Source organism: Stenotrophomonas sp. MH181796 (genome assembly GCF_009659995.1).
GTDB lineage: Bacteria > Pseudomonadota > Gammaproteobacteria > Xanthomonadales > Xanthomonadaceae > Stenotrophomonas > Stenotrophomonas riyadhensis.
Genome location: NZ_RAHU01000003.1, coordinates 221,033 through 242,168 on the forward strand (window position 1 = coordinate 221,033; position 21,136 = coordinate 242,168).

General features: G+C 59.9%; 22 protein-coding genes. 14 read left to right on the forward strand and 8 right to left on the reverse strand.

Annotation, left to right across the window (positions count from 1 at the left end; translation table 11 throughout):
* Positions 1-3 precede the first annotated feature (3 nt).
* On the reverse strand, positions 4-705 hold the full coding sequence (locus tag D5301_RS08460; RefSeq protein WP_197621874.1) for an adenylate/guanylate cyclase domain-containing protein: 702 nt from the start codon (positions 703-705) through the stop codon (positions 4-6).
* A 2-nt stretch (positions 706-707) separates the two neighbouring features.
* The gene (locus D5301_RS08465) at positions 708-1,628 is read right to left on the reverse strand and encodes a TIR domain-containing protein (protein ID WP_088428977.1); all 921 of its coding nucleotides are present in this window, start codon (positions 1,626-1,628) and stop codon (positions 708-710) included.
* 133 nt (positions 1,629-1,761) lie between these two features.
* Here D5301_RS08465 and D5301_RS08470 point away from each other — a divergent pair, with 133 nt between their 5' ends.
* From D5301_RS08470 to D5301_RS08515, 10 genes are all read left to right on the forward strand, one after another.
* The gene (locus D5301_RS08470) at positions 1,762-3,294 is read left to right on the forward strand and encodes an adenylate/guanylate cyclase domain-containing protein (RefSeq protein WP_043033494.1); all 1,533 of its coding nucleotides are present in this window, start codon (positions 1,762-1,764) and stop codon (positions 3,292-3,294) included.
* Between the two features lie 597 nt (positions 3,295-3,891).
* A complete protein-coding gene (locus D5301_RS24460; protein ID WP_128990601.1) occupies positions 3,892-4,638 on the forward strand; it encodes a Pycsar system effector family protein in 747 nt (248 codons plus the stop codon).
* A 916-nt stretch (positions 4,639-5,554) separates the two neighbouring features.
* Complete coding sequence (locus tag D5301_RS08480) at positions 5,555-5,794, forward strand: hypothetical protein (protein ID WP_126412177.1); 240 nt, start codon at positions 5,555-5,557, stop codon at positions 5,792-5,794.
* A gap of 720 nt (positions 5,795-6,514) precedes the next feature.
* Positions 6,515-6,838 carry a hypothetical protein gene (locus tag D5301_RS08485; protein ID WP_024956858.1) on the forward strand — a complete coding sequence of 108 codons (324 nt, stop codon included), beginning with the start codon at positions 6,515-6,517 and terminating at the stop codon, positions 6,836-6,838.
* A gap of 375 nt (positions 6,839-7,213) precedes the next feature.
* The gene (locus D5301_RS08490; RefSeq protein ID WP_049401583.1) at positions 7,214-7,930 is read left to right on the forward strand and encodes a hypothetical protein; all 717 of its coding nucleotides are present in this window, start codon (positions 7,214-7,216) and stop codon (positions 7,928-7,930) included.
* Positions 7,923-9,773: a hypothetical protein gene (locus D5301_RS08495; protein ID WP_024956856.1), complete on the forward strand. Its 1,851-nt coding sequence runs from the start codon at positions 7,923-7,925 to the stop codon at positions 9,771-9,773. Before D5301_RS08490 ends, D5301_RS08495 begins: the two co-directional genes overlap by 8 nt.
* Positions 9,774-9,795: 22 nt before the next feature.
* Positions 9,796-10,842 (forward strand): ATP-binding protein, encoded by a 1,047-nt coding sequence (locus D5301_RS08500; RefSeq protein ID WP_072167141.1) that lies wholly within the window; start codon positions 9,796-9,798, stop codon positions 10,840-10,842.
* An 826-nt stretch (positions 10,843-11,668) separates the two neighbouring features.
* Positions 11,669-12,214 (forward strand): hypothetical protein, encoded by a 546-nt coding sequence (locus D5301_RS08505; protein WP_126412179.1) that lies wholly within the window; start codon positions 11,669-11,671, stop codon positions 12,212-12,214.
* A 409-nt stretch (positions 12,215-12,623) separates the two neighbouring features.
* Positions 12,624-13,004 carry a DUF3653 domain-containing protein gene (locus tag D5301_RS08510; protein ID WP_153855345.1) on the forward strand — a complete coding sequence of 127 codons (381 nt, stop codon included), beginning with the start codon at positions 12,624-12,626 and terminating at the stop codon, positions 13,002-13,004.
* Between the two features lie 69 nt (positions 13,005-13,073).
* A complete protein-coding gene (locus tag D5301_RS08515; RefSeq protein WP_153855346.1) occupies positions 13,074-13,436 on the forward strand; it encodes a hypothetical protein in 363 nt (120 codons plus the stop codon).
* 91 nt (positions 13,437-13,527) lie between these two features.
* Here the strand turns inward: D5301_RS08515 and D5301_RS08520 are convergent, their stop codons facing one another.
* The 4 genes from D5301_RS08520 to D5301_RS24215 all read right to left on the reverse strand — a co-directional run bounded on the left by D5301_RS08520 (position 13,528) and on the right by D5301_RS24215 (position 16,136).
* Complete coding sequence (locus D5301_RS08520; RefSeq protein WP_153855347.1) at positions 13,528-14,319, reverse strand: hypothetical protein; 792 nt, start codon at positions 14,317-14,319, stop codon at positions 13,528-13,530.
* Positions 14,320-14,382: 63 nt separating this feature from the next.
* Positions 14,383-14,934 carry a TraX family protein gene (locus D5301_RS08525; RefSeq protein WP_153855348.1) on the reverse strand — a complete coding sequence of 184 codons (552 nt, stop codon included), beginning with the start codon at positions 14,932-14,934 and terminating at the stop codon, positions 14,383-14,385.
* Entirely contained in the window at positions 14,931-15,668 is a 738-nt protein-coding gene (locus D5301_RS24210) for a hypothetical protein (protein WP_228756359.1), read from the reverse strand. Before D5301_RS24210 ends, D5301_RS08525 begins: the two co-directional genes overlap by 4 nt.
* Before the next feature lie 72 nt (positions 15,669-15,740).
* Complete coding sequence (locus D5301_RS24215; protein ID WP_228756360.1) at positions 15,741-16,136, reverse strand: zonular occludens toxin domain-containing protein; 396 nt, start codon at positions 16,134-16,136, stop codon at positions 15,741-15,743.
* 892 nt (positions 16,137-17,028) lie between these two features.
* On the opposite strand from D5301_RS24215, the gene D5301_RS08535 reads away from it, so the two are divergent.
* Positions 17,029-17,505 carry a GNAT family N-acetyltransferase gene (locus D5301_RS08535; RefSeq protein ID WP_153855349.1) on the forward strand — a complete coding sequence of 159 codons (477 nt, stop codon included), beginning with the start codon at positions 17,029-17,031 and terminating at the stop codon, positions 17,503-17,505.
* Positions 17,506-17,635: 130 nt separating this feature from the next.
* On the opposite strand, the gene D5301_RS08540 is transcribed toward D5301_RS08535, so the two are convergent.
* Complete coding sequence (locus D5301_RS08540; protein ID WP_153855350.1) at positions 17,636-18,061, reverse strand: GFA family protein; 426 nt, start codon at positions 18,059-18,061, stop codon at positions 17,636-17,638.
* Between the two features lie 93 nt (positions 18,062-18,154).
* On the reverse strand, positions 18,155-19,006 hold the full coding sequence (locus D5301_RS08545; protein ID WP_153855351.1) for a hypothetical protein: 852 nt from the start codon (positions 19,004-19,006) through the stop codon (positions 18,155-18,157).
* 79 nt (positions 19,007-19,085) lie between these two features.
* Here D5301_RS08545 and D5301_RS08550 point away from each other — a divergent pair, with 79 nt between their 5' ends.
* The 3 genes from D5301_RS08550 to D5301_RS08560 all read left to right on the forward strand — a co-directional run bounded on the left by D5301_RS08550 (position 19,086) and on the right by D5301_RS08560 (position 21,126).
* Complete coding sequence (locus D5301_RS08550; protein WP_153855352.1) at positions 19,086-19,841, forward strand: tetratricopeptide repeat protein; 756 nt, start codon at positions 19,086-19,088, stop codon at positions 19,839-19,841.
* 457 nt (positions 19,842-20,298) lie between these two features.
* On the forward strand, positions 20,299-20,655 hold the full coding sequence (locus D5301_RS08555; protein ID WP_153855353.1) for a hypothetical protein: 357 nt from the start codon (positions 20,299-20,301) through the stop codon (positions 20,653-20,655).
* A 39-nt stretch (positions 20,656-20,694) separates the two neighbouring features.
* Entirely contained in the window at positions 20,695-21,126 is a 432-nt protein-coding gene (locus D5301_RS08560) for a hypothetical protein (protein ID WP_324187292.1), read from the forward strand.
* Positions 21,127-21,136 lie beyond the last annotated feature (10 nt).

The window sequence follows — 21,136 nt, forward strand, 5'->3', positions numbered from 1 at the left end:
GCTTTAGACGCGCCAAGCCCAGTCTGATCCGTGAATGCGGCGACCACCCTGCCGGTTCCAGCGGAACGCCTCCCACATCAGAGTCGGCGGCGTTCCACCGTACTTCAACTCATCAGCCAACCGGATGAACACCTCATCGGTAATCCAGGTTGACGGGGCAAGGTCCAGGTCCGTGAGCTTGGCCGCATGATTGGCCGCGCGTCCAACCCAGACGATGTCGTTGCCGCCTCGAATACCCGTGCGAGCAGCTCGGATTGGGCTGCTGTCGATTCCGACGACATGCCTCACGGTACCTGTCCAGTCGGGGTACTGCTTTTTCAACGCTGGCATGACGATCATCTTGACCGCATAGTTGATTTTCAACCCGGCCTTAGCCGCCGGCGTGGCTTGCCGGTCACCCACCCAGATGCCCATGACACGATCTCCGTCGTAGGAGGTGATCTTGCCGCCCTCTTTCCTGATGATCGTCGCTGCACAGTGCAGGAACGCTTTGTAGATCTCTGCACTCAACTGCCAGGCTTCGGTGTCGACCATATTCGTTGAGCCGTTCAGGTCCGCGTACAAAACAGTGGCACGATCAAACTCCACTGCGTCATTGCCCAATCGCAGATCTTCTGGATCGGGTACAACTTGACCTCTCCGTGTAGACCATCGGGTTTGTGCTATCGCCTGCACGGCGGCCGTCATCTCTTCCAGCAGTGCCACCGTCAGTCCCTCGGCCCAGCTTCGAGAATGCGGGAGCGAATTTGTTCGCATGCCGGTGCAATCAAAGCCCGGGCGTCCGGGCCAGGGGTGTATCGGTAGGGGACGGTCGTGAGCCCCGTGAGATCACTGGGAAGCTTCAGCTTGTCTTCGCGCGGCTCCATCAAGAAGGCGCGCCGACGCCCCAGGAATCCAATGAACATACCCAGTTCAAAGACGACGTTGTCGCGCATGACAGGCCACTCGTCACCGCGGCTGATGACCATGTCATCCGCGTGGGCCACGGCAATGGCAAAGTCTGCCTGTTCCAGCTGGCGCTCGAGCTCGTCAAGTGTGTAGTTGGCGGCGCGGAACACCCCGTGGTCCCATACCACCGTCAGGAACGGGTCGTGCTCGAAGTGCTGTACCAGCAACCGCGTGACAGGGAGCGCCTCCACCGACGACATCACAAAGACCCGGACCTGTCCGCGAGGTTGGGTAATCATGTGATTGCGCTCTTTTAGACGGCGCGAAAGGGTCGCGGCCAGCCGCCGCCAGATGACGGGGTGTGAATCCGCAATCCTGCTGAAATCGATTTCCGGCACCTTTAGCACTACGGTCGGCTCGCGTGCAGTAACAGTTGCCGCCCGCAGTTGCGCCGGTTCGATGGCTGCCATTTCGCCGACGTGGTCCCCAGCCCTTCGGGTATTAACCACTTTGCCGTTGACCAGCACGTCCACGGAGCCGGAGACAATGAAGAAAACGTCGGTCTCTGGGGCGCCCTGAGTGATAAAGGCCTGCCCTGTCCCCACGTCGAGCAATTCCCCGGCCTGTGCCAGCTGGGCTGCGGCCGCGTCCAAGCCGGCCAGCAGGCGGAACTCAGCCAAGGCGGCGATCAGTCGCCTGCCATCATCCGCCGCGAGGCGCTCGACGATCCCAGTCCCCATACTGCCCCCTTGAAAGTGTGAACTGGGTCACAATATACGCCCAAAGGAGCTGGAATGAATCCGGCTGCCAGCCACGCCGTAGGCGACGCGACCCGCCCGGCCTGGCCTCCTCTTGGGCGCAGGGAGTAGCACGATGGGACACAGCTGGAAAAAAGATCGCACCAAGAAGCGCATTGCCACCCGTTACGCCGAAGTCCGCGACGTGGACATCCGCGATTACAAGCGGGAAACCTCGCTGGTGGATATTCCAGTCAATCGCGCCTATCGCGTCCAAGGGGCGCATGTCTACATCGACATCGTCAATCTGGCGGACATGCTTAGCTGCACTGACATCGAAGGCGAAACCTGCCACAAGCGGGCCCTTCGATTCCTGAATCAGCACTACCGCGCCGTCCATCGCATCCTCGTTGAAAGTGATGCCATCCGTGTGGACTTTCACAACCAGCGGCTGCATGCGGTTGTGACCAAGCCGTACGGCGATGCCAACGAACGCGCCCGGATCGAGCGCGCGGTTGCGATCGCCCAGCTCGCCATCGATGTGCTGGCTGAAACGGGCGACTCGGACGCGCACATCCCCAATGCCCAGGTTCGTGTCGGCATTGACAGCGGGATGGCGTTGGCCGTCAACAATGGTCGTCGCGCCAGCCGAGAACCTCTTTTCTTAGGCTCCCCAGCCAATCAGGCGGCCAAGTGTGCCGGGCATGGAGGGGCTGAAGGCATCTACCTGACGCACGGCGCACGTGCCGTGCTTGAACTGCCTACCTTGACCGGCAACAAGGACCGCACCACTTCGCTGACCGATGCTCAGATTTCCGCATGCGTCGAGGCCGCTGCACTCGGCATTTCCAAGTCGCGCATCATCGAACTCTGGAAAGATGAACAGGCCGAGCTCCCTATCGGCGAATTCAAGTTCAGTCGACCGACGCCTCCGCTTTCTGATCTGGACTTCTCCCTGCTCAGCGCGGCGAACTCAAGGCGATTTGATGGCGTTTCGATCTATGCCGACATTGACGGATTCACCGACTTCGTGGACAAGCACTTAGAGGAGGATCCCGAACATCTGGTTCGAACACTGCACGTATTGCGCTCTGAGCTGGATGCGGTCGTACACGAGGATTTTGGAGGGCGTCGTGTCCGTTTTATTGGCGACTGCCTTCATGGGGTGCTGCTGGAGGGCACGTCACAGACGACAGATGCGCAGGACACGGTCAGCACCGCTGCCCAGTGCGCGGGTGCATTGCGCAGCAGTTTCTCCACTGCCCTGGAGCAACTGAGCGCCGAAGGCGCGGAAGTGGCAGAGCTGGGATTGGCCATTGGCTTCGAACTTGGCCCCCTTGCCATTTCCCGCCTGGGCATGAAGGGGAGCCTTCTGCGGTGTGCCACGGGGCGAGCGGTGTTGGAATCTGAAGCCCAACAACGACTCTGCGACGGTGTGGAGACGGCCATTGGTGAAAATGCCTACAAGGCCGCCAGCGCCGCGATACGGACCGTCTTTACCGACAAGCGAAAGGCGGCGAACCTAGACTATGCCGCAGCGGTGGAGGAACTCGCCGCATCCGGGGACCGCGTGGCGAAGGCAACACTGGAGGCACACTACGCTGAAGTGGCACCCGCAGTGGCTCCTGCGCTCGCGCAGCCGATCCGTCCTCATGTGGCCGCGACGTGACGCCAAGGCCTTTGGAGCTGCTGCAGCGCGTGGCACCGGACTACGGTGCCACGTTGATCGTAGACCCTGTCGGGGGGCTGGTTGGGATCACAGTGGTTCGGGCCGGCGGAGCCGAGTACGCATTTAGATTGCTCGTCTCCGTTGCAGGCGAGCACGTCTCAGTGCGCGAGATCGCCGACCCCGGCATGCTGCCGGGGTTCTGTCCCGATCGGCATATCAACGGTGACCGTAGCTTCTGCCTCGGCTGGGGAGAAGACAATCCGAGCCGGATCCAAGACGAAGCAGCAGCGAGGCATTGGTGGGCCACGGTCTACCAGTACCTGACCTACCAGATCGGCGCGAACGCCCGCCGGGTCTTTCCTGGAGCGGAGAACGGCCGCGCGCACGGTCGTGCTGCGCAGCATCAGGCCAATGCTGAGCAGGCAGCCGAACGACTGGGTCCGGCATTCAAGGCAGATGTGCTCGCGGGGCAGTTCATGGTCCGCAAGGATTCGCGCCCTCAGAAGCGGAGGCTCGAGCTCTGGCACGGCAAACTACTCCTTGCTCGGGTGTCGACGCGCACTGAAACCTTGGTCGGGAGACCCCCAGTCTGCCCATGTGGCCGCGATCCTGACGGTGCGATCACTGCATGTGGCGACCACGCTGCGGCCCTGGTCACTTTCATCTTGGAACAGCACCGATGTGCGCTGGCCGACACAGCTTTCCTTGAGGATTGTGCGGCTGCAGGAGCGCGCTGCTGCGGAACGCTGGACATCTGCGGTCTTCGATCTGCCATCAAACGAACACAAACCGTATCCCTCAAGACAGAGAACTCACCCCGTGCAAGAACCTCAAAATTCTGGCGGCCACCCGCCAAATCAAAGCGACCGCGTTAGTGCCGCTTGGCAGCAGCTGAATTTGGTCTTGGGCTTCTTCTCCCGTGTAGACACAAAACTCTCGGTCGGCCTGGGTATCAACCTGGGCATGCTTGCCATGATCGCGACGCGGCTGCCGAAACTTGATGAACTAACGGCCCTGATCTCGGTTGTGGGCGTTTTGTTCCTTACACCGCTTACTGTTAGCTTCTGGCACCTGTGGTACGGATATTTTCCGGAACTGCGAGGCGGGTCAAATTCGCTCATCTTCTTTGAACGGGTGTCGAGCATGGCCGAGCACGAGTTCTTGCAGAAGTGCGCGGAGCGTACGCTGATGGAGTTCGAGGAAGACCTCCTGGGTCAATGTTGGCGCAATTCCAAGATTCTCTCGTCAAAATTCAGCTGTTTGAAGTACGCGTACATTGCCACTGTTCTGGCAATCGCCCCATGGATGGCACTCATCGTTGTGCTGCCTCCGCCGGCAAAGTGACACACAAGTGGCTTCTGCTCATCCAGTTGTTGAGCCGGAGCCCCGGGCAGCGCTGACAGGGCCGGGCCTTCCGGCCCAAGTCGGCCCAAGGTGAGAAACGGTGCTGGCCATTGCCGGAGTTTGGCCATCGGCTATCACACGCACGTCGCAGTTAGCTCCCTTTCGGAAGGGGATGCCAGCCTAGACGTGCAGCAAACTCACGACGATAGACGGTGTCAATCTGGGGCGGGGCTCGCCGGACGTACTCTTCTGCGAGCGTCGCAGTTTGCCCTGAGAGGCTTGCGAGGTAGGCAACTGCTTCTTCCACTGATGGGACGCGTTGATTTTCCCCGTTGAACTTCGGTGGCAGCGCCGTCCATAGCACAGTGGTAATCCCGCGAGCAGCGGCCCAGTCAGCGAGCCCAGGAATACTCGCCGGTGCTGGACAGCCATGTGTCCAGACCCCCAAGTGTCGCTCCATGTTCTTTGAGGGAATGGCTTCCCGCTCACGCAAGGCTCGCTTGGCGTCGCCCTCGTCGTCGGTACCAGCCTCAACCCAGAAGGAGGTGACAGCAGACGCGGCCGCATGCATGACCAACGTAAGCCGTCCATTGCCGGATTGCCTTAAAAACTCTACGCAAACCGTTGGCCCGTCTGCCAGCCACTGTCCACGAACCGGTAGACCGTCGGGTTGCCATACCAGCGACCCCCAACCAAGATAGGCAATCATCTTGAGCCTCTACTCGACTGCGACAGCCGTGCCGCCCACCACAAGCGGCTCATTTCGTAATCGGTCGAGCCTTTAGTCTCTGCGCTCACCATCCTGGATGCCTCCTCGTCTCAACAAGACTCTGTATTGATAGCGCTACCGCGCCATCTGCCGCGATGTTGCGCTGCAGGGTCCGACGCCGGGCGAGAAGAAGCGCAAAGACGGAGCATGCTGCTGATTGCGGACTACCCGCAAGAGCGGGTGACGCATGCCTGGGAGATAGTCGAACCCGCTGTCTTCAAGCTCAAGTACGAGGCGGGAGAGAACCTCATGCTGCAGGAGCAAGCGGCGTCGCGACGATGCAATCCGAACACCCCGGCACCCTGTGAAAGGAAGCACGAAATGGCTGAAGTACCAGAACAGCTCTTCGGCAATAAGCTGGATGGGACTATCCTGCCCCACCAGTAGCAGGCAATCGTGCAGTGCACGCCCCAAGGCAAAGCAGTCATGCCGTCTGCCCTGCTCATGGGCGACCCTCAACATCACCACTAGTGCCGCCAGGCTATCCAGAGTGCCCAGCCCGCACAAGCCCTCGGTGATCTCTCGTAACCGACGGTCTCGGCGGACAAACATGCCGGCTCGCAAGCTCGCTCCGCTGAACACTTCCAGTTGCACAGGTGCACTGAGCGACATGAGTATTGATTCTCCACAACCGCCAAGTGCCTCGTGGACATTCAGAGCGGCCCAGACCGGTGAACATAGAACCATGCGGGAGCCGGGATAGCGCGCCTCGGCTGCTGCCTGCGTCGCCTGGGACGGGACGTGTTCCGCATGGGCATATTTCACCCACACATTGGAGTGGCAGCCGGGACGCTCCGGGGATATCGACTGTCCGAGCGCGTATGCGCTGGATAGGCCCATTCGGCTTCGCAAGCATTCAAACCACAATCCGACACTGAGTGATCGCAGGCAGTACGGCACGGCTCGGTTGGCGGGAAGTATGCTCGTGCTTGCACGCATGCGGGCAAGTCGCGCCTCGCCGTAAAAGGGTATCTCTTTGAGCGCCATGGCCGTGCCCCTCCCCATTCACCTTTGATGGGTAACGAAACGCGAGTTTGTTACTCCTTCCACCATCCGTATTAGAGGGGCAGAATCAGGAGGACACAAGCGACGGGGTGTGACCACGCCATGACGGAGCGGACCAACGAATCAATCCTGGCCCCGGAACGCCGTGAGATCGAAAGAGAATTGACCTTTCATTTCGGGCCTCTCATCGGCTATGAAAACTTGCCGCGAGCTCTTGGCTATCGCTCCAGCCACGCGCTCCGCCAAGCAGAGGCACGCGGAACCTTGCCCGTGAAGATATTCAAAGTGCCCGGCCGCCGCGGCAAATTTGCCTTTGCGATGGACATCGCCGACTGGATGGTTGGGCTGAGGGCCGCAATCAGTCCGCCGGCAGTATCTGGCACCCCGCAAGATGAAGCGGCTGCTCTGAAGCCCAACCAGGAATGACGCCCCACAACCCAAACTCAAGGGGCCGGGCTTGTAGCGTTTCAAGAACAGACTCAAGACGTCCCCGAAGATGCGCTCGCCGAGCGCCGAGGAGAGTACCAAGAGCCGGAAACTAACATCTCCGAACCCTGGAAATGACTTGCCCCCGTTGGCGCGGGGGCAAGTGACATCTGTTGGAGCAGATGGTGGTGAAACTCAGCCTGTACCCTGAGGCTCACCCTTTTCCTTGACAAAGTCAAGCGACTTCCCGTTCGCGCGGAGGGGTGCGCCCATTTCCTCCCCATCTCATATGGCGGAGGCGAACCTGAATGGGCACCTTGTTCCAATCTCGAGACCGGGCAGACGTTCGCAAGCCGACGGCTGAGGAGCAGGATGATGACCGCAGGAAAAAGCGCGACCGCCAAACCGACGGACGAAGACCGCCGTGAGGGGCATCTGCCCCATTCCCCTCTCGAGCTAGCACGCGGCAAGCGCGACCGCCGCGAAATCTTTGTATTTCAGTCCCCGAAGAATGGGCGGACCGTAACGGTGGCCGACCTGGTCAACTTTTGCCAGGCGCTGATGCTCGAATTTGACCCCCAGGTGGAGATGTATGTTGAGAGGCCGCGTCGAATCACGGTAGGCGAGAAGCGCGACCTTGAGTTGAGCTTCTGGGTCGGGCGGAGGGATGGCACCCAGCACTACCAGTTTGTAATCCCTACAAAACGGGTGGCTTCACTGAGCGTTGGCTTAGTCAAGCTTCCCGCAGATGACGAGCTCATCCACATGGCCTTGAATCAAGGGCTCGTATTGCGACTTGTCCACGAAAACTCTCTGGCATCTCGCGCCAGCGAGGTCGCTGTTGCCTACGAACTACTTCCGCTTGTCTGGGCCAATGCAAAGATCGCGGGGGCCAGGCAGTTGGAAGTGAGGATTGAGGACATGCTCCAGAACGTTGAGCGCCTCACCATGAGCGCATTACAACTGCAGACGGGCCAGGCCCGGTTCGCAGTGGCTTGCGCAGTGGCAAGCCTCGTCTACACCGGCCGCGTACAACTCGTGGACTATCGCCCAGGGGATCCGGATGCCCTCGTGGAGGTGCGTCATGGCTAGGTACGAAATCTATGATCAGGCGACACTCGACGAGTGGTACTCCCCACATCCGGTTGATATTGCACCAGATCATCTCTCCAAGTTCCGCGTGGCCAAGGAAGCACTCACCGCCTTGCTTCTGGGCCGTTCCACCATCACCGCTATATCCCGGAGATATGGAATCTGCCACAAACGCCTGAAGCGCATGGCAATGAAAGCGCCCACGATAGCCCACGATGGCATGCCGCACGGATTTCGCGTATGCATTCCATGGGGCAGTTACTCGACTGAGCTTTCCTTCGAACCCGCGGAATTGCCGCTGGTTCCAGGAAGATTTGCGTGGCACAAAGTCTCCGAAGCTGTGCCGAGTGTTAAAGCCTTGATCGATGGCTTTGCAACCCATCTGCCGCCGGGCCGCCCTCCAAGCGCGTTCGTAAAATTGCACCAACGAGTCCTTGCGGAGCTGAAGCAGCACAACCTGGAGGACAAATTCCCCCTGAACGATCCTGGCAAGGGGAAGCGCTCGCTGCTTGCTTTGCTCAAGCGGCGGCAGTCGGCAGTAGCCGACGTGGACCTTTATGAACCTCAATCGGCATCGAACGCTCCTGTCGCTTTGGAGCAAGCAGTACGGATGGGCCTGTTCGCCAGAACGGAGTTTGACGCGCACCAAATCGATGTTGAATGCAAGATCTCCATCGATATGCCCAATGGCGCGCGTGTTACGCGCAAAGTGTCACGGCTATGGCTTCTCATCGAAATAGAGACTGAATCCAGGGCGGTAACGGGATGGCTTCTCTGTGTCGGCCAGAGCTATGACAATCTTGATGTAGCGCTCTGCTTGTCCAAGTCAATGGAACCCTGGGCTCCCAGGGACCTGACGATCCCGGACCTCTTCTACGCACCTGGCGCTGGAATGCCCGTCTATCAGGCAGCAACGCCGATAGTCACGCGCTCGGCCGCTGTCGCACTGGACAACTTCCTTGCGCACTCGGCCCATGCACTCGAAGCAGCATTCTGCAGGGCTCGGGGAGGTGTGATGATCTTCGGAAAGTCGCACACACCGCGCTCACGACCCATTGTAGAGCAATTCTTCTCGCGCTTGGAACGTGGTGCGCTGCGTAAGATCCCCGGCGGTTTTGAGCCCGCCAAACGGCTGGGGGAAAACAAGATCAGGATCAGCAACTTCTCTCCGGATGCCCATCCCATCCAGATGCACCTTCTCGAGGAGCTCCTGGACGTCATCATAGCCAACTACAACGCGACGCCTCACTCCGCACTCGGACAGATGACGCCGCTAGCGTATCTCACGAATCGCAAAGAGTCAGCGTTTGCGTTTGCGCCGGAAACCTGTGGCCTGGATGCTGCAGATATGGCTTCGACAATCGTAAGCCTGCCCGTAAAAGGCAACAAGGATAATGGGGAGTTGCCCCATGTCACCTACTTGTATGCGGACTACCGATCCCCTTCCCTTAACGATAAATGGGGACTGATTGGCACCAGGATTCTTGCGCGCGTGAATAGGCGCGATCTTCGTTCAATCGTGCTACTTCAAAGTGCCACCGTGCCATTCGGAGTGGCTACCGCGCGAGCGCCTTGGTCGCGCGCGCCGCATGACGAGAGGACGCGAAGGATCATCTGTCGTTGGTCCAAACAGCGCAGTGATTTCTCAATCGCTGGCGTGGAGTGTGCAATTGAAGCCTTCATAGCGCATCTTCGATCTACTGCAGACACGTCCCAACCCGCAGTCGACCAACTTGCGCGCTTGCAGCAGTTGCACTTCGGCCGTCTGCCCGACATTCGGTCCCAGCCAGCTCACATCCCGGTAAGAGTCCCCCGGGGAGGCAAGGTGAATCTTGATGACTAGATCGGACCTTGCGGAGGCCATCATGGCCGTCCGTCGCCTTGACCCCGACCATCCACTTTTCATTGAGTCTGGCTACCGTATCAACACGAAGCCTGTCGAACGCATGGCGGATTTCGTTCTGTACAACATTCAGCAGGGTCATCATGGGTGCTCTCTTTACTCCGAGAGCGGGGTTGGCAAATCCACGGCGCAAGACTATCTAGTCGAAACCGACTGGCGCTGGCTCGTGGAGGACGGACGCCGCGCAGGTGTGGCCAGGGCAATCGTCGCAACCTCAGATGCATGCAGGAGCCCGCTGAGCTTCTGGCACGCGCTTTCACATCAACTGGGAATGCCGCGCTGGTCATCGGCCAGGCCTCACGAGCTGAGGGCACGAATACACAATCACATGCGCGCCGCGTGTGGGCACGCCGACGTACGCAGGTACGTATTGTTCATCGACAGTGCTCAACGGCTCACCAATCTTGAGTTTCAGTGCTTAGAAGATCTTGATAACTTGATGAGCAAGGACAGGCTTACTCTCTTTTTGGTCTTTGTGTACCAAAGTGACCAGCAGGGCATCGAGCTTGGCGACATGTGGCAGCACCATCCGTCACATGTTGTTCGCCGGTGGTTTCTGGACTCAGCCCCATTTCTTCCTCTTGCGGCGCGAGATGAGGTCAGGCATGCCCTGTCGCGCTACGACGGCGCAGCATGGTGGCCGACAGAGGACATGCCATTTTCTAGATACTTCGCCACCGACGCATTTGATCGCGGATGGCGGCTGGAATCTGAAACGGAGATGATTTGCGATGCTGTGTCCGCCCTCCGGAGGGAGGTGGGACTTCCCGAACATAGTGGCTGGCCGATGTGCTCCTTCACATCGACCGTGCGGAATCTGCTAACGAACGCTTGGTTTCAGCAGAGTTTCGAACGCTTCACTCCATCTGACGTCCGTGCTGCGCTTGTGCATGTCGGGTACCTGCGAACCGAGTTCATTCGCATGCGCGAGAAGATGTCCGACAAGGCAATCGCCATCATTGAGAAGATACAGAATACGGCAAACCAGGTAGGGGGAAGCAATGAATAGCTCTCGCGCCGTAAATCCTTCTACGCCTCGGATTGTCGGCGCAGAGCATGAGTTCTATCCATACATATCGGGCTACGGCGTGCTGCAGCGGATCGTTGCACTGGGCATGCCAACAAGTGAGCAACTCATGATCATGGGGGTGAGGCGTAAGACTGGGCGCTCCATGCTCCGCCCTTTGCTTCTGCCGGGCCGGGTGCAGGATACTTTTGCGTCAGCCATCGAAGTCCGTGACGTCACAACGAAGAATCTATGGAATCCGGCCGCGTGGCTTCCAGTTCAATCACTTCGACTTCTCGCGGGTAGTGAGCTTCCATATATGCGGTGCCCCGCATGCGCACTTCACGGCTACCATTGTTCACTATTTCTCCTTCCTTCCATCTCTGCGTGCCCTTGGCATGGCGAGAAGCTCATCAGCCACTGCGAGGCATGCGGAAGGACGCTGGGCACCAGTTTTGACCACTCCGGTGGTCTCGGGACTTGTACTTGTGGATTTCAGCCAATCGACGCCCACACAGCGCTACTGGACGTCAGGCAATTTCCCGCTCGTGAAGTGTCGCAGTGGGTGGATGACTACCTTCATTGGGCATCACGCCAGCGGGCAGGCCGAGTGATTCACTTCCCCAGTGATGCGCAAAGCTGGCCTTCAGCTCTGGCGCGCCTGATTGATAGAACGACTCCTATGCCGCCCGTCCACCAGGACGATGGCAATGCTCACGTAAGGTATGAGGCTTTCCAGCCATCCGCTGACGATCCGGAGCCAGGGGCGTTCTGGGGCTGGGCAATGATTGGCGGCAACTCGGGCCTCATGTGCGCTCCGCTCCCATTGATGGCCTACGATGCTTTGACGCGGGCCACTGCAGCGGCATGCGCCAGGGTCGGACTTGAAGGCCTATCTGTCCTGAGCTTCCGCTCAACGCACTACGACACCCAAGGACCCACTGAGGTAGAGCGGCACGAGTCGTTCCTAGCTCCCTATGGTGTTTCTGCCAGCGGCGCGACTTGGCTCAATCTCTCGGTTGTCGACCCGATGGTAACGTTAGCGTGCGGCACAGCGCTGGAGCTGGCCGCTGCGGCCTTTGGTATCGCGAACGACAAGCCGGATAGGTCCCCTTCCGTAATCGTCGCTTCGGTATTGGACAGCATTAAGGGAAGATCCGCCTTGGTCGACGCGCTTGTGTGGGTTCTGGCAACCGCTTATGAGGAAGGCTTGGCGTTGACGCTTGCAAGGGTGTTCAAGCTGAATCCGAAGGATGTACTGCCTTCAGGTGGGTATCCGGTCATCGAGCTTCAGGGTTCCGCCCGTTCCTTGAGAGAAGTCCGGGTCGCCTGGGTGACACCTCGAAAAACAGCTAGAATCCAGCAGAAATCCTAAGGCAGGCAGTTCTTAGCAATTTTTGCCATCATTGGGGCAACGGCACTGTCTCGTGCCGGACTGCGAACGGCAGTAGCCTTCATGCGAGTACGCAACACAAGGGGAGGCTTTGCCGCCGCGTGGGCTAATTGGCAATTCTAATGAACCCCCGGCAGTCGTGGGCGTGTTTTATGGGCTTCCGGAACTGTTGGGCGTTATTTATGTACTTCTGGAAATGCCGGGCGTCTTTGGTGAACTTCCGGGAATATCGGGCATCTTTGGTGGACTTCCGGAAATATCGGGCATCTTTGGTGGACGGAAGCTGCCAGGAAGAGGCTAAGCTCACCCCATCCATATCTTCTAAAATCAATGCGTTAGAGGCCGGGCGTTTTCGGTGCGGCAGACACCCGGCCAAGGATGAGATCGCGGCATGATTGAGTTCGACCCGCACCACCGTATCGACTTGACCGGCCCTTGGGCCGGTTTTTCTTTCCTCGGTGATCGTCTGATCACCCCTGAAGGCCGCGAACTGCAGCCAGAAGACCTGGCTTGGCTGTCGCTCACCGCCTGCCAAGCGCAGGAATGGCGACGGATGATGGAAGCCGCACGTTCGGCACCGTCGATCGACAGTTCCAGAAATGCTCGCAATCGCGACCCTGGCATTCGCCATCATCCTGCCACTGTCGTCAATCTGCGCGATGTGGTTAGCCGTCGCAAAGAGCGTTCGGCGTTGGCGATGGCTGGGCCCGACGCCGAATCACCCGCAGCAGTCCTGCCGGTACCGGGGCCGAAACGCCGCCAACGCGTGTGAGGCGTCTACGTATGGGCGTCGCCCCTACACCCCGGCTAGACTGCGCCCAGGACAACTTGGGGGCCATAGATGGCAAGTTCGAACGGTTTGATCTGGAAAGTTGCTCTGGGCGTTTTCCTCGGGGGTACAGCATGTCTACTGGCAACCTGCGGGCTGCTGGCAGTAGGCGGCAGCGCCGCAATGCAGCAGCAGGAACAGACCAAGGCTGCTGCCATCCAAAACTGGATGGACGAAACGACAAAGATGACCGACGAAAGCAATCGGCGGTATGAAGCGAACAACAAGCGCATCGAGGAACAACGCAGAATTGAGGCGCTCAACCAAGCGCGGATGACAGCGCCGGTCCCCTTGAAGAACGATGAGCGATGCGTCGGTGGCGCGCGCCTTCGCAGAGTTGAAAACGGCTGGGAACAGTCCGGCTCATGCCCATAGAGCCGCAATAGCGGCCAGTTGTAGGCCATCACCAGTGCGAACAATGGGAAGGCCACCCGCCCCGCCTCGCTGAGACCTGGCACATAGATGATTAGATGTTGCTCATAAACAGCCTAAGCCCGACGTCTGTCAACCCGGCAAATTCTGGAGCATCAGTTTGATAGTCATATTCGAGGTAGACGAGGCCCATCTCCTCCAGGTCTCGGAGCAAAAGCCCAACCGCCGCCGCACCCAGTTCAAGAGGGCCCGCCAATGTTGAGATCGAAACCTGATTGCCGCTACGACCAAGTACGTCTATCGCGCGCCATTGAAGCTTGCTTAGAACAATCTCTTGAACTCCGCCATGCTCCTCGTCCATCACCGGATCAGCGGCCGTGACGTGCACGTCGTTCAACTTTTTGAGAGCGCCGTCTCTTTCATCGATGGCTTGCTTAAGCTGCTCCTTCAGTGTATCGATGCGACTATTGAGCCTTAGCGTCGCAGACCTGTGCTCGAGGTCCATTTCTTCGAACTGCGCTCGAAGAGCGCGCGACTCCTCATGCGTAAGGACGGTCTGGTTGTCAATCTCACGCTTCAGATCAAGCGCCTCCTTGCGGCGTCTTAGCGAATAGCTATAGACCCAATTGGACGGATACGGGAAGGCAAGAATGTAGAATGCTGCCGTAGCCAATGGGCCAGCCGCCAGATGGACTGCGGAGTAGGCGTTGTCTTGATAGACCAGATGTAGCAAGTGTATTTTTCGAATCGCGGATTCGCCTGACAGCACTATCAGCAGTGCCTTGTAGTTCCAGAGGCACCATGACACCGTGAGCGAAGCCCCTAAAGGGCTCATGAATCTGTCAGATACGTACTCCCTGATCCCCTTAACTATGTCGTCAAACATTGCGCCCCCCTTGGCAGTTCAGATCCGACTGATCTCGCTGCTAGGAGCTTAACTGGCTTCGTTCTAGGTTCGCCATATGCCAAGCGATCCTCCGGCCGAAATGCAGGCCAGGTGCAGTACGTAGTAGCCGTAGAAGGCCCGCCGGCCCCGTGGCAGCTGCCAGCCGGCCAGCATCAGTAGCGGCCGGTCGGTGCGGAACCCGACCCACGCCAGCAGCACAAAGGCTACGCCCGACCACTGGTAATCAACGAATGCCGGCAGCACCACCGCGGCGAATGCCAGGACAATCCATCTGCGCTGGCTGGCCGCATACACCGCCGCCGCACATAGCGCGAACGTCAGCAGGATGTTGAGCGGCAACCAGTAGCCGAAGGCTAGCGCATGCACCGGCTGCGCGATTGCGCCCCACATGGCAAGCCTACGAACGGACTTGACCACATCGGCACCGGGCTGGGCGAGGTTGTAGGCCATAACCAGTGCGAACAATGGGAAGGCCACCCGCCCCGCTTCGCTGAGACCTGGCATATAGCCGCCATAGATCACCTTGGCGACGTGATCCCCGGTCATCAGGATCACGGCCAGCCACTTCAACAGTTCACGTGCGCCGCTAGTCATAGGAGGTTCGGTGCAGTGGCCGTGGTCAGGAACGTGCTAGTTCCGTGCGCCTTTGACTCGGGGAACGTACCTGATGCCCGCTCGACGTGCTGCATGACCGCCCCACCCGCTTCGCTGCGGACCCTTCGGGACTCTTCCTGATAGTGCGCAGACTGCTGGTAGTCGTTCATACGCCTCGCCTCCGCCTGATTGGTGTCTAGGAATGGCTCGTACTGCCCGTTGAGCGCGATCACGCGGCATTGCTCATGATCCATGGCGTACGTGGTGCCCTGCTCCGTTTTGCAGCTGCATCGGCCGATCTGATGCTCGCCATTTGCGTCCAGGCCATCCCCGGATGCCATGCAGTACACGCGCGGCGGCTGATTGGTCGGAATAGACAAGGCATCGTAAGCCGGTGCCGTCCAAGGCTGGCCCTGCACGCGCGGCGTGACCCACGCCAGATAGTCGTTATTGCGCGTGATCGCAGCGGGGGACGCTTGCTGCGCGGCTGCGACCGTCGCTCCCGCTCCGTTCTCCGCCGCTTGCTGCGCTTTGCGGTCTAGCTTCTGATGCTCAAGCTCTCCATTGAGCTGCTTGTTGACGCGCGAAACCGTGTACCAACCGCCAAGCATGACGCCGACAAGCAGAAGGATCGCAGTGGGGCAATACCAGGGGATCGACTTCTCGCTGGTGTCCATGACGGTGGACTCATAGGGCCCCATCGGACGCTTGGGCAGCTTGACCCGCTTGAGCACCAGCGGCGTGACCTTCTCCGGATTCTTTTCGTATCGATCGAATGTTCACAGATGGGCATAGGGCAGTCCGAATCAGCGGCGCACGTGAACATGGCGTTCGATCAAATCCTGCACGAAGTCGTCGCATTGCCGGTCGGTCGACTGGCTTACGAAAATGAAGTCCAAGCCGCGATGGCGATGCTTAGCCCGTTGCTCAACATGGTGCGGAACCGTGGAGCCCGGACGCCGTTTAGGCAGCATTCCGTGATCATACGCCTCATCGACCACGCAGACAGCGCCATCAGGGAGGAAGTTCGGCCAGTCGCAGAACTGCTCAGGCGTCATTTCAAGCATGCGCGCTTCATCATGCTTGAAGCCACGCACGTTGCAGACGTAGACCAAACGACCCGCATTGCGATAGTCGATGGCGTGATCGATGGCGTGAAGTGTTTTGCCGTGTCCAGGCTGGCCCGTATACCAGTAGATCATTCCTTGGTTACTCCCAAACGCTGCGCCGCTGAATGCGAAATTATGTGGCTAGTCTGATCCGGCCCTTGGGCTTCGCCTGGCAGTGATTCCGGCCCTTGCTTGGCCCTTCTTCTCTTCCTTGTTGGCTCCTCCGACAAGGATGAGATCGCAGCACGGGCAAGATCGAGCCCCATGATCGAATCGACCTAGCCGCCCCTTGGGCCGGTTTCTGATTCGACGAAATCCAGCGTCATCCATCTGGTCGAAGCGCTCAGAATTCGCCGAGAGCGACGCCTGGACGCGCATGATCTCGGCCCCGACGCCGAGGCGTCCATTGTGGTCTAGATGAGTCGTGGACAGAGATCGTGTCAGCGCGTGTAAGGCACAACTGTGCGGGCGACTGCCCTACACCCCAGTACAATGCAATCTGGACGTGATTGGGGGGGCGTATGGAGCGCGAACGGCCTGAGTACCTTCCGCCGATTGAGCGGAAGCGTTGGAATTTCCCATGGCTGATCACCGGGTTTTTGACTCTGGTGAGTCTTACAACCATCGGCGTACTTACGCTCGGCCGCACCAACAGTGCCTGGAGTGAGCGTTTTGAAGGTGTGCGGCGATCCATCGAGGCCGCTGAGCAGCCGTCTGCTGTGAGGACTGAGTCGCCAACGGCTGTCAGATCGGCGTCATCGGCTCCTCCTGAGCGTCAGCAGGTGCGGCCGACTCAGAAGGCGCAGGATCTGCGCTGTATCAATGGAATGTTCTTCCGTCGAATTGAAGGTGGCTGGGAGAACCTGCCGGGCTCTCGATGTGGCGACATCCCTAGCGGCGCTGTCCAGTGCTTCGCCGGAAAGCCCTACAGGCAGATGGCTGCAGATGGTGGCTGGGTTCTTTCGCCGCGAGATCGTTGCCCGTGATGCGTCACGTTAATGAAGGGCAGGTCATCGTTCGCGAGTTTGTCGAGGCCGATCGAGAGGCCCTTCGCAAGCTGTTTGTCGCATCCCGCGATGCCGCTTTCTCGTGGGCTGCCGTTGGTGCCCACAAGCTTGAAGACTTTGATGTGAGCACTGCAGGCGAGCGGATTCTGGTGGCAGAGCATTCGTGCACCCCCATCGGTTTTGCGTCCGTATGGCAGGACGACAGCTTCTTGCATAACCTATTTGTTCATCCGCACTATCAGCGATGCGGCGTGGGAAGAATGCTGCTGGCGGGCTGCGACAAGTTTTTTTCCGCCGCACCAACGCTGAAATGCCTGAAAGCCAATGATCCTGCCAAGCGGTTCTATCAGTCTCAGGGATGGCGCGTGTGTAGTGAGGCCGATGGTCCGGAGGGTCCGTATGTCCTCATGGTGAGGGCCAGGCCCAACGATTCATTGAGGACGAACCCAGAATGATTGTTTCGTCGCCGCTGGCGCACTAATGCGGAAGGTCGTTCCCTCGTCCCTGCCCTGCCCCGAACCACTGCAATTGTGGGCCTCCTGGCGAAGCGCGTCGGCTGAGTCAGTCAGTTCTGCACTTGCTCAGTCATTCCGGTGAGTAGAGAGGGCCATCCCAGCCGTCGAGGTACTTGGGCAGATCATCCACAACATCCACCACCCGCTGGCGGTAGAACAGGTGCATGGTGGGAGCCCAGCTGGAATGAGAGCCCTCACCGCTGATGCGGTGGAGCATGGCATTGGGAACTACATGCATGCCGAGCCGATTGGTGCCGAACACAACCTCGCCGCAAACGGCACAGAAGGTCTTCTTCAGTTGCTTTTCGGGATGGCTGAAGCTCCTCACGTCAGAGGCCTTCATCTGAACAGAGGCGGGCTCCCATGCCGTTGCAGAGAACATGGGTACTCCGTAGAAATCCCTGCAGGATGCGCAGTGGCAGTTGGCGCGCGCTACCGGCTGTCCTTGCAACTCAATGGCAACTTTCCCGCACAGGCACGCTACTCGAATCGACATGGTGGGCCAGCAAGGCGTGGACGATTCCGGATTGTACTGTTCCTACAGCCTGAAGAACGGCGGGAAATGTTCGTGATGAGCCTCGCGCGCCGATTACCGCAACTTCAGAAAGACTATCGCCCCCAGGATCAGCGCGAAAGCAATGCTGCCCCAGCAGCGGAAAGCGCCCCGAGCGGAAGCCTGTTGCACTTCCTTGTCGTGGTTTGCGAACTGCCTGCGGTTTCCGCTCAGTTGCAGCTCCAGAAGTTCGATGCGCGAATAGGCCTTCGCGAGTGCGGTGCCGATGTCCATGGCCTTGACCCCGCGAACATCGTCCAGCGCGTGGAGGTCAGATGTGGGCTGCACTTGGGATCGCCCATCTATCCCCGGGACAGTCCAGTCGATCTGGCTGCCGAACTGTTCATAGAAGCGGCTGCGTCGTGCCTGGTTCTGTTCGTGGGCATCGGCAGGAGCGAGCCAGAAGGAGTGGATACGCCCCGCCGGTTGCCGCTGCAGCCAAAGCATGACCTGATTCTGGCACCAGGTGCCGATGTGCAGACCTCTCAGCTCGCGGAGGTACATGTCGCCATCGGTGATGCTGTAATGCGGGCCCGTACCATCGACATAGTCCAGCTTGCCGCCGAAGCTGCCGATGAAGTGCCACCCATCATGCCGGTTCTGGGCAAAGACTTTCAGCTTGATGGCGGGGCGATCCCCCTCGGTGTACTCCAGTCGGATCAGGGCCTGTCGGGGGCGTCGGTATTCATCGGCTTCGAGTTCGAGGACATGCAGTGATGGATTGATCGGCGGTGATGTTGGCATTCGGATGCCCAGTTCGATGGATGGACTCAGGCGCCGGAAGCCTCTCCTGCGCCACTCAGTTCTGCGGCCCGTCGGCTGGTCGCACGATGTTCTTGCCTTCGACGCGGCGGCTGTCGGAGCGGAGGTATACAACGCACGCGTCACCTCAGATCCAGCATCACCCCATTGGCGCCCCACCCCACGCCCACTATAGTGCCAACCCCACAAGGACGAGGCGGCACACATGCCCTATATCGGAATCGGACTCCACGTACTGGCAGCCATCTACTTCGCGGTGCACGCCATCCGCTCGGGCCAGAGCCTCTACTGGCTGATCCTGCTCTTCTCGTTCCCGCTGCTCGGCAGCGTCGTCTATTTCCTTGCGATCTACTTCCCGGAAGCCCGCAACTCGCGCGGCGCCCGTCAGGCCATCCGCTCCGCCAAGCAGCTCATGGACCCGGGTCAGGACCTGCGCAACGCACGTGCTGATCTGTCGCGAACGCCCACCGTGCAGAACCGGGTTCGCCTGGGCATGACGCTGCTGGATGCCGGCCAGGCGGAGGAAGCCAGAACCCTGCTTGAGCAGGCGGCCAGCTCGTCACTGGGTGACGACCCCTACATCCTTACCGGTCTGGCGCGTGCTCGCCTCGAGTCCGGGCACGCCGCGCTTGCAGTTGAGACGCTGGACGGCCTGTTCGCCCGCCACCCGGATGTGCGTCGCAAGCCGGAACAGACCCTGCTCCATGCGCAGGCGCTGGCTGCTGCACAGGCACCTGGCACCCGCGCCGCGTTCGAGCGCGCTGTGGAGTGTGGAAACGATGCGGCCGCCCGCTGTCTTTACGCCGAGTGGCTGATGGCACAACCGCAGCCCGCCGACCGTGAGCAGGCCCGCAGCCTGTTCGCCAGCATCATCGACGATGCCCAGCATTGGTCGCGCCATGCGCGCAGCCACAATGCCGCGTGGCTGGAGCGGACCAAGGTCGCGTTGAAGGGCTACTGACGCCTGCCAGCCTTTGGTAATCCTGTCGCATCCGCCTCGCTCATGGTCTCTCCGGGCGGATGCCGACAGTCCGCAGGCCTGCACTACCGACATCGCCGATAGCATTGCAGCGCAAGGCTCGAGCTTCATTGCGCCGTATGCAACGATTCTGAAAATGTTGAAAGTGGTGTCGGCATCGGCCCTACTGCATTGGCATCACGCATAGGTCCGCGTATTCCTTGCCGTGCCACCGTGCATCGGTGGTCGGGATTCGAAACCCCGGTTGTGTGGATGTTGCTCGCACTTGCCAGCCGGCACCGCTACGCGCGGTGTCGGCTGGCAATCCGTCGGCCAGCTATGGCGGGCGGTGCGTGGAGGCCTTGCGCCTGCCCGGTCATCCACACACGGGGTTTCGAACCATGCACCGTCCGCCACCTTTATCGGTGGCGGCTTCTGCCTGCACGCAAGGAGCCCAGCCATGACCCAGACCCACTCCCCTGCCCCGCACCCGATCCAAGACGCGCCCGCCAACGGCCCCGCGTTGGATTCGAACACGCTTATCGCCCTGCTGCACAGCATCGGCTCCGGCGCCGCCTCCGACGGCCAGCCTTGGCCTGAGCGTCATCAGATGCCGGGCAGTCGCATCGCCCTGGCGGACACCGATTGCTCGCTAGCCGGCCTTCGTGTGGTGCTGGAGATCCTGCTGGCCGCACGGCGCGCCCGCGAGAACGGCGAACTGGAACAGTACGTCGGCCCGCGCGTCATGGAGGGGCTGATCATGGCCGGGCTGGGACTCACGGCGCATGCCATCGATCGGGTGCGCCCGGAGGATTGAGTGGCTTGCTGCCGCTGGGCGGCCACGGTGCTGTGCCTCGTGGCGGTGGTTGCGGCACAGACGCGATGGCTGACGCCCCCACTGCCATCTCCTATCGGGTTCCAAAGCATCAACGACGATCGATTCTCACAACTGCGCCGCCAGGCGATGCAGTTCGTGGACGCTCGGCCTCGGCAGGGCTTCCAGTTCGTGGAACGGCATCGGGATTCCGAGCTCCAGGTTCATTGCCGGGGCGTACCGGTGCTGTGGCTGGAGAGGCGCTCGCAACATCTGCTGTTGCGGGTCTCACTGGACGCGGAGCAACGGGCGCCCGCAGTTCTGCAGCTGCGGGCAATCCTCCAATGGCAGCTGGAGCCATTGGATTATCTGGAACAGGTGCTGGCTGGTGTGCCGGAGCCTGTTCTGATGGACCGGATGCTGCAGCGGCTGGCGGGTGCCGTGCCTGCGGGTGCTAGATGTGGTGACGGTTGATAGCCGAGCA